This is a genomic window from Duffyella gerundensis (assembly GCF_001517405.1).
GTDB classification, from domain to species: domain Bacteria; phylum Pseudomonadota; class Gammaproteobacteria; order Enterobacterales; family Enterobacteriaceae; genus Duffyella; species Duffyella gerundensis.
In genome coordinates this window covers 309817-326749 of record NZ_LN907828.1, presented here as the reverse complement: position 1 = coordinate 326749, position 16933 = coordinate 309817, and the positions used below count along the sequence as shown (strand labels likewise).

Sequence of the window (16933 nt, the reverse complement as noted above, 5' to 3'; positions counted from 1 at the left end):
TTGTTGCGCAGAATCTGAAAACTTACCGTGAACTGACGAAGGGTTTCCGCAAATGAACAGGTTAACCTTATTGTTTCCTTTGAATATTCTTCTTTCCTGATGAAAAAGTACGGAAACCTCAGATTAAAACAGGCAATCAAAAAAATCGTAGCTTTCAGGAAGGTTCATCCGGGAAGAGGGAAGAGAAACGAAAACCGGCATGCCACTCTGACAGCGTTCAAATACGCCACGGAGAGAGAACATGTCAGCACCCAAAATTACCTTTATCGGCGCGGGCTCCACGATTTTTGTCAAAAACATCCTTGGTGATGTTTTTCATCGTCCGGCGCTGAAGTCTGCCCACATTGCCCTGATGGATATCGATGAAACCCGTCTGGAAGAGTCGCACATTGTGGTGCGTAAACTGATGGACTCCGCCGGTGCCCACGGCGATATCACCTGCTACACCGACCGCAAAAGCGCCCTCAAAGGGGCGGACTTCGTGGTGGTTGCCTTCCAGATTGGCGGATACGAACCCTGTACCGTCACCGATTTTGACGTCTGCAAACGCCACGGACTGGAACAAACCATTGCCGATACGCTCGGCCCGGGCGGCATTATGCGCGCCCTGCGCACCATTCCTCACCTGTGGCAGATCTGTGAAGACATGACCGAGGTCTGCCCGAATGCCACGATGCTTAACTACGTGAACCCCATGGCGATGAATACCTGGGCGATGTACGCGCGCTATCCGCACATCAAACAGGTCGGGTTGTGCCACTCCGTGCAGGGCACGGCAGAAGAGCTGGCGCGCGATCTCGATCTCGATCCCGCCTCGCTGCGCTATCGTTGCGCCGGTATCAACCATATGGCGTTTTATCTGTCGCTGGAGAAAAAAACCGGCGAGGGCGACTACGTCAGTCTCTATCCTGACCTGCTGAAGGCTTATGAACAGGGCACCGCACCGAAACCCAATGCGCATGGCAATGCACGCTGTGAAAATATCGTGCGCTATGAAATGTTAAAAAAACTGGGCTACTTCGTGACCGAATCCTCAGAGCATTTTGCCGAATATACGCCGTGGTTTATTAAGCCAGGCCGTGAAGATCTGATTGAGCGTTATAAAGTGCCGCTGGATGAATACCCGAAACGCTGCGTTGAGCAGCTGGCCACTTGGCGCAAAGAGCTGGAAGAGTATAAAAGCGCCGATCGCATCGATATTAAACCTTCGCATGAGTACGCCAGCACCATTATTAATGCGCTGTGGACCGGCGAGCCAAGCGTGATTTACGGCAACGTGCGCAACGATAATCTGATCGATAACCTGCCGCAGGGCTGCTGCGTCGAAGTGCCCTGTCTGGTGGACAGCAACGGCATCCAGCCAACGCATATCGGCACGCTGCCGTCACATCTGGCTGCCCTGATGCAAACCAACATCAATGTGCAGCACTTATTAACCGAGGCAATCCTCACCGAAAATCGCGATCGGGTTTACCACGCCGCGCTGCTCGACCCGCACACCGCTGCCGTGCTGGGGATTGACGAAATTTATGCATTGATCGATGACCTGATTGCCGCCCACGGCGACTGGTTACCGGCGTGGCTGCATCGCGCCTGACCGCACATGCCGGGCGTTCTGCCCGGCTACTGATCCCTCTAATAACAGAAGGCGGGCGCTGGCAACAGCGGCCCTGTACCCTGGATGAGCATATCAATTACAACAAAACTCAGTTACGGATTTGGGGCATTCGGTAAAGATTTCGCTATTGGCATCGTCTACATGTACCTGATGTATTACTACACCGATGTCGTCGGCTTATCGGTAGGCGTTGTCGGCACCCTGTTTTTAGTGGCCAGGATTTGGGATGCGATTAATGACCCGATCATGGGCTGGATTGTTAACAGCACGCGTTCCCGTTGGGGAAAATTTAAGCCGTGGATTTTTATCGGCACCATTGTTAATTCGCTGATGCTGTTTCTGCTGTTCAGCGCGCATCTGTTTGAAGGCACAACCCAGGTGGTGTTTGTCTGGGTGACCTATATCTTATGGGGCATGACCTACACCATTATGGATATTCCCTTCTGGTCGATGGTACCGACCATTACGCTTGATAAACGCGAGCGTGAAAAGCTGGTGCCGTTCCCGCGCTTCTTTGCCAGCCTGGCGGGCTTTATCACCGCAGGCGTCACCTTGCCTTTTGTGAATTATGTTGGCGGCACCGATCGGGGATTTGGCTTTCAGATGCTAACGCTGATTCTGATCGCCTTTTTCATCGTCTCGACCATTATTACGCTGCGTAACGTGAAGGAAGTCTACTCATCGAACAACGCGGCGGAAACAGAAAGCCACCTGACCTTAAAAGCCATCGTCGCGCTTATTTATAAAAACGATCAGCTCTCCTGCCTGCTCGGCATGGCGCTCGCTTATAACATCGCGTCCAATATTATCTCCGGGTTTGCGATCTATTATTTCACCTATGTGATTGGCGATGCCGATCTCTTTCCCTGGTACATGTCTTACGCCGGGGCAGCCAACCTGCTGACGGTGGTGTTGTTCCCGCGCCTGGTGAAAAAGTTTTCACGTCGTTTATTGTGGGCGGGTGCATCTGTATTGCCAATTCTTGGCGGCGGAGTGCTGCTGTGGGTGGCGATGGCGGGTTCTCACAACGTCTGGCTGGTTTCTCTGGCCGGGGTGTTGATGAACGTCGGTACAGCGCTGTTCTGGGTGTTGCAGGTGATTATGGTGGCCGATACCGTCGATTACGGCGAATACAAACTCAGCGTACGCTGCGAAAGCATCGCGTATTCCGTGCAGACGATGGTGGTCAAAGGTGGTTCAGCGTTCGCCGCGTTCTTTATGGCGCTGGTGCTCGGCATTATTGGTTACGTGCCGAACGTAGCCCAGACCGAAAGCACGCTGGTGGGCATGCAATTCATTATGATTGCGCTGCCCGCCATCTTCTTCCTGATCACGCTGCTGCTCTATTTTCGTCTCTACAAGCTGAATAGCGATATGCTGCGCAAAGTGCAAATTCATCTGCTGGATAAATACCGTAAACCGCAAAGCGTGGTGATACCGGCATCGCGAGAAATCAGCCTCACTAAACCTTCCGAAGCAGAAGCCTGACCACATTAGGGAAATGCCATTCTGATGAGATTGCGGGCACGGATGCCCGCTTTGCTGTTTCAGGTCGGCAGTGAAACCGGCCAGGCACATTCCCGCTACGTTGCCGATTCAAGCGGCAGAAACCGCTCTGCGAACATATCGTGCTGATAGCCCGCCGCCGCAAAAAGATGCTGCCGGGATTCATCGACCGCCGCCCGCAGCCGCGGGCTGTCAACGCCAGCCAGCGTGCCATTGCGCTTCACGATGCGCCCGCCAATCAATACTGTATCGATATTGCTGCGATCGGCTGCATGTACCACGGTGCCGAAGGCGTTACCTGAAGGATAAAGATTGATGTCGTCGGCACGAATCAGGATCAGGTCAGCCTGTTTGCCCGGCGTCAGGCTGCCGATCTCATCCTGCAAGCCCGCGCAGACGGCGCCATCGAGCGTCGCCGCTTTCAGCAGGTTATGCGCTGGCAGCGTCACCGCATGATGCGCATCACCGCAGCCTTTTTGCTGGTGCATGCCCATGACACGCTGCAGATAAAAGGCCACGCGCATCTCCATGAACATATCGCCGCTGTAGGACGTTTCGTTGTCCACGCTCAGCCCAGGACTGATGCCGTGACGCCGCGCTGACTGCAGAGCAAACATGCCATCCTCAATGCCGTAGTGCGCATCGGAACGCGGGCAAACGTTAACCCGTACGCCAGCCTCACGCAGGATATGCCACCCGGCATCCGGCAGGGCGGTGCAGTGGTTAAAAATATTATCCGGGCCCAGCAGGCCTTGCTGGTGCAGCGCCGCCAGCTCAGACGCCATCTCGCCGCCGAAAAACTCGGTGACGATCGGCAGGCCCAGTCGCCGCGCTTCTGCCCACCGTTCAGGCTCCAGTTGTGCCATTGCGGCAAGCGAAATCAGGCGGTTATCGCCCTGAAAATATTTCTCCTGCAGGCGTTGCAGGTTGCCTGGCCAGTGCGCCTTGTCCCATTCGCCAGATACCGGCGCGCCTGAGGCATGAACGGCGCGGATACCGGCATCCAGCAGCGCCTCAATTGCCGCATCAGAATGTGCGCCGGTGCGGCTGTTGTGTGAATTATCGATAACGGTGGTGATGCCCGCATCCATGCAGCCCAGTGCGGTCAGCAGGTTGCCGACGTACATATCGGCCGGACGATAATATTTAGCAAAAGAGAAGTGCGTGGCGTTGCAGTAATCTTCCAGTGTTTCGGCGTTGGGATTCAGCCGACGCAGTTGGGCTTCCCATGAATGGCGATGCGTATCAACCATGCCTGGCAGGGCGATCATGCCGGTGGCATCGATCACCTCGGCATCGCCAGCCGCAATAGTTTCCTCAATGGCGATGATTATGCCATTTTCGATAAGAATATCGCCGCGGGTCAAATTGCCGATTTCTGTGTCCATGCTGAGCACGGTGGCACCGCGAATCAGCCTGCGCGGCGGCACGGCAGCAGCAGGCTGGATAATATTGCGAAGCACGTTGGTCATGTTCTTTTTACCTGTTGAAATGTGTTTGCCCCACCTTACGGAGGATGGCCTTGCTGAAAAAGAGCGGTAAACTGCTTTCATTATTCAGCAATCACGAACAATATCGATTGCTCACGCAGCGGTTCGGAGAGAAAAGAGTGGACCGGATTCAGGCAATGCAGGTTTTCGTGCGCGTGGCGGAGGCCGGAAGTTTTATTCACGCGGCGGAGACCCTTTCGCTGCCCGCCTCAACCGTCACCAGCACCGTTAAACGGCTGGAAAAACATTTACAGGTTCGCCTGCTAAACAGAACTACGCGGCGGGTAAATTTGACGCCTGAAGGCGCGCGCTATCTGGTGCAGTGCCAGGAAATACTGTCGCTGATTGAGCAGACGGAATCGAGCCTGACGGATTCGGTCAAACGGCCGCAGGGGCGTTTACGCGTTGATATGCCCGGCGGCATCGCCCATTTTATCGTTATGCCCCATCTGCACGATTTTTACCGGCGCTATCCCGATATTTACCTGATGATGGGCGTTAACGATCGCCAGGTTGATCTGGTGCAGGAAGGGGTGGACTGCGTGATCCGCACCGGCGAACTGCATGATTCCACGCTGGTGGCGCGACCACTGGGTCAGTTGCGCTGGGTGACCTGTGCGTCTCCCGTGTATCTACGCGAATATGGCATTCCGCATCATCCTGACGATCTGTCTCAGCACCGCGCCATTCATTATTTTTCCGCAAACCGCCGACACGCGGGCGACATGCATTTCGTTAACGGCACGGAAAAACGCTCGCTGACGGTTAACGGCATCGCCGCAGCCAATGAAACCGGGCTTTACATCAGTATGTGCCTTGCAGGGTTCGGATTGGCGCAGCTTGCTGAACGGGTGGTGGCGGATCACCTGCGCGAAGGCCGCCTGATTGAAGTGCTGGCTGACTGGCAGCCCGCGCCGGTGCCGGTCAGCGTGCTTTATCCCCACCAGCGTTTTCTTTCACCGGCGGTGCGCGCCTTTGCTGACTGGATAGCCGAACGGATACGCAGTGATAACGTCGGATAATCGGCGCTTTTTTAGGTTTAGCTTACCGCGCATTATCCTCCTCGGCGGGTGCGTGTTCGTTCACGTCGCACTGTGGCCCGTAACATTTTATCGCTACGCAGCCCGGCTTGTTACTCAGGCAGTTATGGCTAAGGTGCAGATCATGCAGCCTGACATTAAATACGCTGTCCATGTGGATGCCGTAATCAGCATTGTCATAGATCTCAAGGTTGCTCATATAGACATTGATCAGATGTGAGCCGCGAATGCCATGACCGCGCGGGCTGGCGTAAAATCCACCGCGGTTTTTAGCGGTCTGGATCAGCCGCACGTCCGCCACGCGGCGGAGATAGATATTATGGAAATAATCCTTTTGGGTATTGCCGTTGTTATGCAGCTTCAAATCCGTTGCTCTGAGATGGCTGGCCCCTTTGATATGGATACCGTCGCTGCTGTTCTCCACCTCAACGTTGTTAAGAGTGATATCGTTACAGCCCGTTTTTTCGCCAGCGGTCGGGTCGCCGGCGCAGTTGAGAAACAGGCCAATCTGATCAGTGCGCAGATCCTGACTGTCAGGGCGTTGATCAAGCGTACCAACCAGTTTTACGTCGGTGATCGCCAGATGATCGATCGCCGTGGCGGTGAGTAGCGGTGCATTAACGGTGCGTGCGATGGCAGGGTTCCAGGTAATCACCGTTGTCGGGCCTGCGCCCGTTAGCGTCACATTGCTTTTCAGGATCAGGCTGTTATTCAGAAAGTAGGTTCCAGGCGCGAGGCGTAGCGTGCCGCCACCGGCTGCGGCCACCTGTTCCATGCAGGCAGAAAGATCGTGCGTCAGCGGACAGGCGAGAGTGGCCGCCGCTGTGGCATTGGCGATGCAGCTTGCCAGAGCAAGAAAAAGCGTCCAGCTCAGAAAGCGAATTGCGGTGATCATCGTATTATTCCTCGGCGTATTGCGTTGCTGTCCGGCGGCGTTATCGCAGGATAAGCCGTAACCCAAGATATCCCAGTACCAGACCGCCTGCCTTATCAAGCCAGGTGCGATAACGCAGATAAACCTGACGCGGACGACTGGCAGAGAGTAGCCACGCAACAAGGGAATACCAGAGCGCATCAATGGCAAACGCCATAGCGGGCAGCACCAGATAAAGAACAGGAGAGATGTGCTGGCTAAGCAGAGCAGCAAAGATACTGCCGAAAACAATGGCCGTATTGGGATTGCTAAGCTGGGTTGCCATGCCGGTCAGAAATGCACGGCCGGGGCGCAGCACGCTGGCGCTGGCCAGAGGTTCAGCGGGGTTGCCACCGGATCTGAACAGCATGTTGCCGCCCAGCCAGAGCAGATAAATGCCGCCAGCCATTTTAAGCGCGCCGTAGAGCCAGGGCACTAGCGTCAGCAGGGAATGCAGGCCGGCAAGGGCGATGGCAGCAAAAATCATGCAACCTACACCCATGCCGAGCGCCGCCGACAGCGCGCTAAGCCGCGACGACACGACCGCCGTGCGCACAATCATGATGAAGCTGGGACCGGGGCTCATTGCGCCCAGCAGAATGGCGCCGGCAATACTTAACAGCGCGACGGGTAAATCGGTCATATTTTTTCCCCTGTGACGATTCAGAGTAGGGTGCCGCACAACCCGCTTTACGCCAGGGTACGACGGTAGCGATCGGCCAGCTTGTCGAGGAAGGTAAACAGCGTCTGATTCATCTGCTGATAATCATGCGCACGCAGTTCAGCAGGCGTGTGTACAAAGCGGTAGTTGTCCGCCTGGCTAAGCTCTTTTTCAGAATGCGCGATCAGCAATTCCACGACTTCTGGCGTCAGCTCCATATGACACTGAAAACCGTAAACCCGATCGCTGTAAGCGACGATTTGGCGCGGGCAGCCTTCGCTGTAAGCGATGATCGTGGCATCCGGCGTCAGGCCCGGCATGTCGTTATGCCAGTGTCCGACCTCCAGCTCAGCGCCAAAATGGCTAAACAGCACATGCTGCTGTCCGGCCTCGGTGAGAGAGATCGGAAACTTGCCAATCTCTCTTTCCGGGCTGTGCTCAAAAGCCGCGCCCAGCGCTTCGCCAATCAGCTGTGAACCCAGACAGATGCCGAGCACCGCTTTACCCGCATTGGCCGCCGCGGCAATGACCTTCTGCTCAGCCTGCGCATCAAAGTGCGGGCAGACGTCGCGCGTGGTGGCGGGATCCTGTGGGCCGCCCATAACGATAAGAAAATCGATCTCTTCCACCTGCGAAGGCAACGCATCGCCTGCATAAAGCCGCGAATAACTTATCTGATGGCCCTGTTTTTCGGCCCAGATTTCATAAGCGCCCGGCGCTTCGAAGCTTTCGTGAATAATGAAATGTACGCGCATGCAATAAACTCCGTGGTGTCGGCCAGAAAGGTGCCGGTTATTTGAAAAACGCCGCTGTCGGCTGCGATAAAGCGGACAGCAGGGCAGACAATGACTGAACAAATGACCCGGCTTCTGCCGCGTCCAGATCGGAAACGGTAATGCGCAAACCATGCGCCGGTTGAGATAATCCAAACACTTCGCCGCCGCGTACCAGCCAACCCTGCAAGGCCAGTTGCATCACCAGATCGGTGCTGTCGACGTTCAGCGGCAGCCAGACGTTAAGCCCATCGTGCCGATCGGCGAGCTGGACATCATGGTGTCGCAATAGATCGGTCAGCGTCTGTCGGCGAACGCGATAGGTTTCCCTGACTGCGGCAATGTGCGCATCAAAATCCGCCGCGGTTAATGCTGCTCCGGCGACGTGCTGAATGATATGGCTGACCCAGTTGGTTCCGGCATTCAGGCGCTGTTGCAGGCGTAGCGAGGTTTCGCGATCGCTGGCGACAAAGGCGAGACGCATATCTGGCCCGAGAAATTTAGAGGTTGAGCGGATAAGCGCCCAGTGCCGCGTGGTTTCCGGAATGATGTGGTGATAATCCTGGGTTGAGAGCAACGAAAAGTGGTCATCAACGATCACCAGCACCTGCGGATAGTGTTTAAGCAGATCGCGAATACGCTGCGCCCGCTGCGCACTCAGGCCAAATCCGGTTGGGTTGTGCGCCCGTGGCGTCACGATCAGCGCCTGCACACCCGAAGCCAGCAGATCCGCCAGCGGCGCTTCCAGCATGCCCTCTTCATCCATCGGCACGCCCGCCGCCTGCAAACGGTTGTGCATCAACGTACTGATGCTGCTTAAAAAACACGGATCTTCCACCGCAACCCGATCGCCCGCGATGAGATAGCCGTTCAGCAGTCGCTCGGTGGCATCCACCGCGCCGCTGGTGAGATTGATTTCATAGGATCCGGTTACGTCAACATCCATCCAGCCGCGACCAATGGCTTCCATCTGCTCGCTGACTGCCCGTTCACCGTACAGCCCTGGCGTGATGCGCACCGGCATTACCTGCGGTAGAAAATCCACGCAGGGATTGCCACCCGCCAGATCGCGTAGCGCCAAATTTGGTGGCGAGCCTTCCATCGCCACCACTGGCGCGGCAAAACCACGGATCACCGTGCCATTGCGCCCGCGTGACTGGGCAAATCCCGCATCCGTCAGACGTTTGTAGGCGGCGGCCACGGTATTGCGATTCACCGACAGTGAGGTGGCCATTTCGCGTACCGGTGGCAGGACGTCGCCCGATTTGAGTTCGCCGGACTGGATTAACGCTCTGACCTGCTCGAAGATTTCGCCTGCTGTTTTACCGGATAGTTTCATTGATCTGTGACAATAATTTTTTTGACCTATGACAATAGTAAGCTGGCTCAGGAGAGCTGTCTACCGCAATGAACGCAGATCAATAAACCCCCCACTGGTGATACGCAAACGCGTCACGACAGGCGGCTTGTCAGGAACGGCAACGCCGCGTTGACATAATGGGGTTAACAGGCTTTGGATCGCAAAACGGCACCCAGGCTGTTGCTCCGCCCGGCAAAATGGTGTGATTTGACCTGCAATAAAAATCATCACTTACTAAGGCCGATGATGACCACACTCGAAGCAGTAAAAAACGCCTATCCAGGCGCGCTTGTCTGGCAGTTTGGCGATAGCCCACAGCTGGCTGATGAGCTCGCTCAACGGGTGTTAAGCGGACTGAAAACGGCAACCTGCTGTTCCCGGGTTGTCTGGCAGGAGGAGTTTGCGCGAGGTGAAGCGCCCTGCGAGGGCAGCGACAACATCATCCTTAGCGGGAGCGGCCAGCCGCTCTGTGTGATCCGCACCGTCAGAACGCAAAGGATCCGTTTCTGCGACGTCACAGAGGCACTGGCGCGCAAAGAAGGAGAAGGGGATTTGAGCCTGGCGCACTGGCGGGAAGGGCACAAACGCTATTTTGAACGCGAAGGCACCTATTCTGAGGTCATGGAACTCATCTTCGAAGAGTTCGAGCTTATCGCGGTGTGCTGAGCATTCGCCCGCGCTCGAAGCCAGCAGAGAACAGCACCGCTGAAGCCATAACGGATGCACCTTTGCAGGCGCATCCGATGAGACTTACGGCTTCCAGCGTCGCAGAGAAGTGTGATCTTCATAGGGCAGTTTTGCTGGTAATGATATTAGCTCAATGACGCTGCCCCATGGCGTGCGGCCATAACAGAAGAAGTTATTCTCACCCACTTCCGTTGGAAACATCAGCGGCTGCGGAGCGGTAAACATTTTGCCCCCGGCGCGCTCAAACAGGCGGATAGCGTCGTTGATATCATCAACGTAAACGGCAAAGTGCTGGAGTCCGTAATCGCTGGGCCGCACCGGCTGGCTCTGTTGCGGTCCCTTCATTTCAAACAACTCAAGTCCCGGCCCGTGCTTCAGGGTCATCATTCTGACCGTGGTAATTTTGGTTCCCGGAAACAGGTTGAGAATGCCTTCCGGCTCCTCGCCCTGCACGTCGTCGTCTGACGGCGCAACAGAGTCATAAATTACTTCTGCGCCAAAGGCGTCGGCAAAGAAGCGCGTGGCCTCATCGATATCAGAAACGGTGATACCAACGTGATCCATACCGCGGATGATGTTAGTGGACATGGTGAGCTCCCTGTAGGGTAAAAATGAGTTTGCCGCGTAGGACGGCAACCTGATGTTTCGTGCTGGATTGAGTCTGCTATAGAATTAAACATCGATAAACACGCTATGCGTCGCCACAGAGTCAACTTTATGTCTACCGAGTTAGCAGCAGAATCCCTGCGCGGAATCACCCACTTTGTCGTTACGGCAAAATCGAGCAGCTTTACGGAAGCCGCGGAGCAGCTGGGGATCACCAAATCAGCGGTTGGCAAAAGCGTGGCGCGGCTGGAAGAGAGGCTGGGAACGCGGCTGTTTCACCGTTCAACCCGCAAACTGAGCCTGACCAGTGACGGCGAAGCCTATCTGACCAGTTGTCTGTCGGCGCTGGAGATTCTGGATTCTGCTGAAAACAGCCTGAGCCGTCGTCAGGAGAACCCTGCCGGCACGGTGCGTATCGATATGCCCGCCTCCTTTGGCCGAAACCTGATGATGCCGCTGCTGCTGGAGATCATGACCCGCTATCCGGCCCTGCGGCTGGCGTTGACCTTTAACGATCGGTTGATCGATCCGGTTGAGGAGGGCGTGGATTTAGTGCTGCGCCTGGGTGAATTACAAAGCACCGATGAGCTGATTGCCCGCTGTCTGAGCCGCCAGCGTTTGATGTTGTGCGCTTCACCTGTTTATCTGGCTCAACACGGCATGCCTGACAGCCTTGAGGCGTTGAAAAAGCACTGCTGCATCATGGGTTACCGACGCGGCGCGCCGCTGGCCTGGCGACTGCGCGCGGCGGGCGAACGGGAAAGCAAATTCATCGCCGCGGCCTCGCACCAGATCAGTGACGGAGATGCCATGCTAATGGCCTGCCTGGCGGGGGCGGGTATTGCCCAGTTTCCGGAGTCGATGGTCAACAGCCATATTGATGCAGGCAATCTCGTCGCCATCATGGCCGATCATATGCCGGTTCCGGTTGAGCTGAATGTTGTCTGGCCGCGTACCCGGCATCTCATTCCAAAGGTGCGCATTATCGTTGATGAGCTGCTTAAAAAAGCCGGTGAAGGCTATTTTGGGGAACTGAGGTAACGTTTTAGTGAGCGCCTGCGTGGCAGGCGCAATATCGTCCCGAAACCCTTCCTCAGCCGCGTGATCACCGCTTGTAAAAGGCTCAGGGAATCACCTGTTGTGCCCGCAGTTGGTAAAACAGGCTAAAAAACATCTCATCGGTTGCGATACCGCCTCCAAAGCCTGCCCGCCGAAGTTTGCTGCCGTCGCCAAACATGTCGTACTCCCACCCAAAGACGAAATCGGCAAAGTGTCCGTCGCTGAGTTTCAGAATATCGGCTTCGACCAGCTGATGTTGCCTGGCCAGATCGCGCCATGCTGCCTGATAATCCCTGAATAATTGCGCGCACGACAGCCTGACGGGCGGCGCACTGGGCAGCGCAAACCACTGCGCAATGCGCGGCCACAGCTCGCTCCATCGCCATACATCACCATTGTTGACGTTAAAAGCCTCATTACCTGCGCCCGGATGCGTGGCGGCCCAGAGCGTCGCGTCGGCAAGTAGTCCTGCATCGGTGTGATCGACAATACTATGCCAGGTTTGCGCCGAGCCGGGAAAACGCAGGGGGAGATTATGCGCCCGACAAAGCGACGCATATAACGCGATGCTTAATGCCAGATTCATCGTGTTGCCGGTAACGGCGCTGCCCACCACGCCAGGCCTGATGGCATTCCAGTGCCACGGCTTACCCTGCTGAAAGTCGCTCAGCCAGGCCAGCTGCGCACCATTGAACTCAGCACCTGGCACGCCTGGATCGCTTTCCCGTGCCGGTGTTTTAAACGGACCAAGATGGGCACCGTAGACTTTATAACCCTGCATCAGACTGATGGTTTCCAGCGGAGCGACGTTTTCCATCGTGGTGACCAGATTGCGCAGCATCGTGACATTCGGCTCAACCATCTCTGACCAGCTGGCTGCATTCAGCCAGGCACTGTAGAAAATATGCGTGACGCCATGCAGCTTGCTCAGAACGCTTTCACTCTGTTGACGGTCGGTGAGATCGACTTTCACGGTCGTAACGTTTTCATCCGAAACGCGCTCATGGCGTGAAAGCGCCATCACATTCCATCTATTTTTCAGTAATACTCTGACTAGCTGGCTGCCAACAATTCCGTTTGCCCCGGCTACCAGTGCCACGTGTTGAGTATGCGCTTTTGACATATTTATTCTCCGGCTCAGTGAAAGCCGCATTGTGCGGGAGAGAGCATGTGTCAAAAATCCCCGCAGCCGGATAGGGCTTATAAGTAAAACCATTAAATGAACAATAAACTCACTGCGATTCGTACATTTCTGTTGGTTACTGAAACCGGTTCATTCTCTGCGGCCGCACGCCAGACGGGCATGAAGCAGTCAGCGGTGAGTCAGCAGATTGCCTCACTTGAGGACGAGCTGGGCGTTGTTCTGCTGCATCGCACCACGCGGGCGATGGCGCTGACGGCCCAGGGAGAACACTATCGCCGTGAAATGCAGCCACTTTTGGCGGCGATGGAGGAAGTGGAAAATCAGTTAAAACCTGAGGAGCAACAGTGGCAGGGCAAGGTGCATCTACAGCTCCCCAGCGGCGTAGGACAACTTTTTCTGGCGCCTCTGTTGGCCTTACAGAAAGCGACGCCGGGCTTGAATTTAACGCTGTCGCTTGACGACCGTATGGCGGATCTGGTCAGTGAAGGCGTGGATGTCGCGCTACGACTCAGCGGTAAAGCCCCGGAAATCCATGCGGCAAAAATGCTGACGCGGATTGAAACGGCTCTTGTGGCCTCTCCGGATTTTGCTCACGTCACTTCACTGAACGAGCTGCTTTTACAGCCGCATATCCGCTTCAGCGGCCTTGCGCAGGATCAACCGCTCACGCTGATATCGACGCAGGAATCGATAGCAGTGAATGTAAATACGGTGATGCGGGCAAATACCAGTGAAGCCCTGCTGCAAGCGCTGCTGGCGGGCATCGGCATTGGTGGTATGCAGTTACCGCTTGCCGTTAAGGCATTGCAATCAGGCGCGCTGATCCGAGTACTGCCTGAATACCGTCTGCCCGATCGCTATCTTTATGCCGTATTTCCGGACGCGCGATTTATTCCGGTCAGGGTAAGGCGCATTGTTGCGTTGCTTGAAGACCTGGCGAAAAATCTTCCGGTTATTACGAACACCGGTGTGTAAACGCCGTTAGCGACCTGATGGGCAGGCTTATCGGGGAGAGAAACCACAAAGCCAACGCGCAGATGGTAAATTCCCGCGCCAGCCGATATAACAAGAGCACTGGCTAATCCTGTTCGCTTGCGGAGAATATCATGGCGCTTTCTCACGAATTGATTCTGATCTACACCACCTATTTTGTCGCCACTGCCAGCCCCGGACCCAGCAATATGGCTATTATGGGCACGGCAATGAAAAAGGGGCGCGGCGCAGCACTGGCGCTGGCAGCAGGCGTAATAGGCGGTTCGATGTTGTGGGCGCTATTGGCGGCATGCGGCGTCCTGACCGTGCTGGCGACCTTTGCACAACTGCTGATCGTGTTGAAAATTGGCGGTGGCCTCTATCTGTTATGGCTGGCGTTTAAAGCAGGCAAATCTGCACTGCGCCGTACGGATGCCGCTGAATTTGCCAGCAGCACAGAGAGCGTGGCCTTTGGCAAGCTGTTCCGTCAGGGGATTCTGATGCACATTGGCAATCCGAAAGCGATTCTCACCTGGGTCGCCATCATGTCGGTGGCGCTCAAGCCGGACGCGGCTGCCTCTACTCTCCCGATGATCATCAGTGGCTGTGCGGCGATTTGCGTGGTGGTGTTCTGCGGTTATGCCGTGCTGTTTTCTACCGCCATGATGGCTGCATTTTATCGCCGTATCCGCCGCGCGCTGGATGCCTTGCTGGCATGCTGCTTCGCGATGGCCGGACTGAAGCTGGTATTCAGCCGCAGTTAACCTGTGCGCCGTATTGCCTGAAGGCCGCTTGTTGGGCTGAATGGGTTTCAGCCATTCAGTATCGAAAAGCCGACATGCGATAGCAGACAGGCCTGAGCGGCATGCCCGTTTCAGACCGCTGCTGTAGGTTAGTGACCGCATTAAACGTAAAATAATGGACAACTGTCACAGTGGGTTATGACGGCACTAAAGTCTGAAGGCCAGCGGCCGATAGATCTTTCAGGCTTTCTGAAAGCCTTTTTAACGTACTACCAGCTGTATTAATCAGGAGAGCAAGATGGATGTATCACAAATTACATCACTGGCTATCGGCCTTGATAACCTGGATCTAGGTAATAAAATAAACACCTTAGTACTGAAGAAGTCTCTGGATAATCAGCAGGCGATGGCAACGGGGATCCTCGAATCCATTCCTCAGCTGCCTGCTAATCCTGCTATCGGGCGCAACATCAATACCACGGCCTGATTGTTCAAGTGCACCACTACGGCATGCGTGTTATCGCAATATTAAACACTCCCCGATCCGGGGAGTGAGTTCTTAATATCAGGCAGTAAAGTCAGGCAGTAACGCTGCGATCAGAATGATCACCCTGTACTGTGCACGAAAATCGACATCAGCCCCTGGATCGTAACCGTTGGCTCGCCAGACAGCGTGTTTACGTTCATCCCGCCGGTTCGAATCACCTTCAACGAAGCTTTATCATCATATCTGTACAGCGCAGTTCAGCCTGCGCAAGGGCGGAGGGATAGACGCTTTCCCGCACCGGCACGAAACCCTGTTGCACATAGAAGGTTTGCGCGTTCGGCGTTGAGGATAAGGTCAATTGCTCAAGGCCACGCTCACGCGCTTCCCGTTTGATAGCATCCATAATCAGGCCACCCAGGCCTCTGCCAGTAAAGTCAGGTAAGGTAAAAACCGCCTCAACACTGCCTGAAGCGAGATCAAGAAAGCCGGTCGCTACCGGCCGGTTATCCGGGTCGACAGCCACAAAAAACGGATTCGCAATAATCACCTTCCTGTAACTTTCCGGCATGTTTTCCGGGGTCCAGGCGGTAATAATGGCCTCATCATAACTGTTTTTACATCCATAACGGATAGCCTGGTTACGGATATTCCAGCATGCTTCTGCGTCAGCAGGCACGGCAAGTCTGACCTTCATCGCTTCTCCTTGTCTGTTTTAAACCACTTAACCCGCTGCCTGGCTTTCTAAGCACTTTAATGGGCATTGATTAAAAAGCCTAACCCTCAACATTCTTTCTGCTGCGACTGCACTGCATCGTGTTTCAACTCTCGCGGTTGAGGTCTGACGGCAGCGCTCGGGTTAATACCTGCTTTGAATATTTCCAACCTGATGCGTTTTGCATGCAAATCACCTGCTGTTGTAGCGTTATGGCTACGCTCATAAAATGTTGAAGAACATACCCACGATGACTCAACCTGCTCGCCGGGCACTGTCCACTTCGTTAACTCCCGCTATTTCCTGCCGCTTCCCTTGATAATCACAGCCTAAACTGCTGGCAAAAATCACCGATCCGCTATACTGACCATTGCACTTGTCATTTCCTTACGAGGCTGCGCAAGGCGTATTACCTGGCTCGAGTCTCATCCATGACCTTCAGGAGAACAAAATGCAAAACAGTAAAACGCTAAAAGGATTGCTGGCGGTATCGGCAGTAGTAGCTATGTTCAGCACGGCTGGCGTGCAGGCGCAGACGGCCACCAGCGGCGCGCAGAATGCCCCCGCAGGCCAGGCCGGAGCGAACACTACACTCAGTGCCGGTGACGAAAAAGCGGTCAAAGATATGGCGCAGGCCAATATCAACGAAATCGCCGCCGCTAAGATGGCCCTCACCAAGGCGCAAAGCAGCGAAACCAAAGCATTTGCTCAGAAGATGATTGCAGACCACGGCGATGCCTTGACCAAGGTAAAAACGGTCGCTGAGCAGAAGGGCGTAACACTGCCAACTGAGCCAGACGCCAAACACAAGGCGATGGCGGCCAAACTGGCGGCGAAGAGCGGCGATGCTTTTGACAAAATGTATATGGAAAACGCGGGCATAAAGGATCACAAGATGGTGCTGTCGACGCTGCAAAGTGACGCAACGAAGATCAAAGATCCCGACGTGAAGGCGCTGGCTGACGCGCACACACCGGTTGTGGAGCAACATTTGAAGCCTGCCCAGCACATGGCGATGTAATCTGGCAGGTTGAATAAAGAAACAGGCTGTCCGGTGCACGTAGCATCCTGTGACCCGGACGGTCTGTGTTCAACAGGCTCCAGAAAGCCCCGTTAAGAATGGCCTTGTTGACCAGATTAATGAAGGGCTGATGCGTGCCCG

At 55.2% G+C, this 16933-nt stretch carries 17 protein-coding genes; 9 read left to right on the top strand and 8 right to left on the bottom strand.

Going from position 1 to position 16933, the window contains the following annotated elements:
• The first annotated feature begins 241 nt into the window (after nucleotides 1-241).
• Both melA and melB read left to right on the top strand, forming a co-directional pair.
• Nucleotides 242-1597 carry an alpha-glucosidase/alpha-galactosidase gene (gene melA / locus EM595_RS18685; RefSeq protein WP_067436388.1) on the top strand — a complete coding sequence of 452 codons (1356 nt, stop codon included), beginning with the start codon at nucleotides 242-244 and terminating at the stop codon, nucleotides 1595-1597.
• A gap of 84 nt (nucleotides 1598-1681) precedes the next feature.
• Nucleotides 1682-3106, top strand: coding sequence for a melibiose:sodium transporter MelB (gene melB, locus EM595_RS18680; RefSeq protein WP_067436386.1), 1425 nt, complete (start codon nucleotides 1682-1684; stop codon nucleotides 3104-3106).
• Nucleotides 3107-3201: 95 nt separating this feature from the next.
• Here melB and EM595_RS18675 read toward each other — a convergent pair whose 3' ends face one another.
• A complete protein-coding gene (locus tag EM595_RS18675; RefSeq protein ID WP_067436383.1) occupies nucleotides 3202-4596 on the bottom strand; it encodes an amidohydrolase family protein in 1395 nt (464 codons plus the stop codon).
• 137 nt (nucleotides 4597-4733) lie between these two features.
• On the opposite strand from EM595_RS18675, the gene EM595_RS18670 reads away from it, so the two are divergent.
• On the top strand, nucleotides 4734-5636 hold the full coding sequence (locus EM595_RS18670; RefSeq protein WP_067437021.1) for a LysR family transcriptional regulator: 903 nt from the start codon (nucleotides 4734-4736) through the stop codon (nucleotides 5634-5636).
• Between the two features lie 22 nt (nucleotides 5637-5658).
• Here the strand turns inward: EM595_RS18670 and EM595_RS18665 are convergent, their stop codons facing one another.
• Genes EM595_RS18665 through ptsJ form a run of 4 tightly spaced genes read right to left on the bottom strand, consistent with a single transcriptional unit; the run spans nucleotide 5659 to nucleotide 9340 of the window.
• On the bottom strand, nucleotides 5659-6549 hold the full coding sequence (locus EM595_RS18665) for a right-handed parallel beta-helix repeat-containing protein (RefSeq protein WP_067436380.1): 891 nt from the start codon (nucleotides 6547-6549) through the stop codon (nucleotides 5659-5661).
• A 40-nt stretch (nucleotides 6550-6589) separates the two neighbouring features.
• Nucleotides 6590-7210, bottom strand: coding sequence for a LysE family transporter (locus tag EM595_RS18660; RefSeq protein ID WP_067436377.1), 621 nt, complete (start codon nucleotides 7208-7210; stop codon nucleotides 6590-6592).
• 47 nt (nucleotides 7211-7257) lie between these two features.
• Entirely contained in the window at nucleotides 7258-7983 is a 726-nt protein-coding gene (locus EM595_RS18655; protein WP_067436374.1) for a type 1 glutamine amidotransferase, read from the bottom strand.
• Nucleotides 7984-8020: 37 nt separating this feature from the next.
• A complete protein-coding gene (gene ptsJ, locus EM595_RS18650; RefSeq protein ID WP_067436371.1) occupies nucleotides 8021-9340 on the bottom strand; it encodes a MocR-like B6 salvage transcription factor PtsJ in 1320 nt (439 codons plus the stop codon).
• 267 nt (nucleotides 9341-9607) lie between these two features.
• Here ptsJ and EM595_RS18645 point away from each other — a divergent pair, with 267 nt between their 5' ends.
• The gene (locus EM595_RS18645; protein WP_067436369.1) at nucleotides 9608-10027 is read left to right on the top strand and encodes an ASCH domain-containing protein; all 420 of its coding nucleotides are present in this window, start codon (nucleotides 9608-9610) and stop codon (nucleotides 10025-10027) included.
• Nucleotides 10028-10111: 84 nt separating this feature from the next.
• Here EM595_RS18645 and EM595_RS18640 read toward each other — a convergent pair whose 3' ends face one another.
• Nucleotides 10112-10636, bottom strand: a complete 525-nt coding sequence (locus EM595_RS18640) for a VOC family protein (RefSeq protein ID WP_067436367.1) — start codon at nucleotides 10634-10636, stop codon at nucleotides 10112-10114.
• Nucleotides 10637-10765: 129 nt separating this feature from the next.
• Here EM595_RS18640 and EM595_RS18635 point away from each other — a divergent pair, with 129 nt between their 5' ends.
• Nucleotides 10766-11695 (top strand): LysR family transcriptional regulator, encoded by a 930-nt coding sequence (locus EM595_RS18635; RefSeq protein WP_067436365.1) that lies wholly within the window; start codon nucleotides 10766-10768, stop codon nucleotides 11693-11695.
• Between the two features lie 82 nt (nucleotides 11696-11777).
• On the opposite strand, the gene EM595_RS18630 is transcribed toward EM595_RS18635, so the two are convergent.
• Nucleotides 11778-12836, bottom strand: coding sequence for an SDR family oxidoreductase (locus tag EM595_RS18630; RefSeq protein ID WP_067436362.1), 1059 nt, complete (start codon nucleotides 12834-12836; stop codon nucleotides 11778-11780).
• Nucleotides 12837-12932: 96 nt separating this feature from the next.
• Here EM595_RS18630 and EM595_RS18625 point away from each other — a divergent pair, with 96 nt between their 5' ends.
• The 3 genes from EM595_RS18625 (at nucleotide 12933) to EM595_RS18615 (ending at nucleotide 15059) form a co-directional block, all read left to right on the top strand.
• Complete coding sequence (locus tag EM595_RS18625; protein ID WP_067436359.1) at nucleotides 12933-13832, top strand: LysR family transcriptional regulator; 900 nt, start codon at nucleotides 12933-12935, stop codon at nucleotides 13830-13832.
• 131 nt (nucleotides 13833-13963) lie between these two features.
• A complete protein-coding gene (locus EM595_RS18620) occupies nucleotides 13964-14593 on the top strand; it encodes a LysE family translocator (protein WP_067436356.1) in 630 nt (209 codons plus the stop codon).
• Between the two features lie 277 nt (nucleotides 14594-14870).
• Nucleotides 14871-15059: a YjfB family protein gene (locus tag EM595_RS18615; protein WP_067436353.1), complete on the top strand. Its 189-nt coding sequence runs from the start codon at nucleotides 14871-14873 to the stop codon at nucleotides 15057-15059.
• A 220-nt stretch (nucleotides 15060-15279) separates the two neighbouring features.
• Here the strand turns inward: EM595_RS18615 and EM595_RS18610 are convergent, their stop codons facing one another.
• Nucleotides 15280-15753 (bottom strand): GNAT family N-acetyltransferase, encoded by a 474-nt coding sequence (locus tag EM595_RS18610; protein ID WP_067436350.1) that lies wholly within the window; start codon nucleotides 15751-15753, stop codon nucleotides 15280-15282.
• A 469-nt stretch (nucleotides 15754-16222) separates the two neighbouring features.
• Here EM595_RS18610 and EM595_RS18605 point away from each other — a divergent pair, with 469 nt between their 5' ends.
• A complete protein-coding gene (locus tag EM595_RS18605; protein ID WP_067436348.1) occupies nucleotides 16223-16792 on the top strand; it encodes a DUF4142 domain-containing protein in 570 nt (189 codons plus the stop codon).
• Nucleotides 16793-16933: the final 141 nt, after the last annotated feature.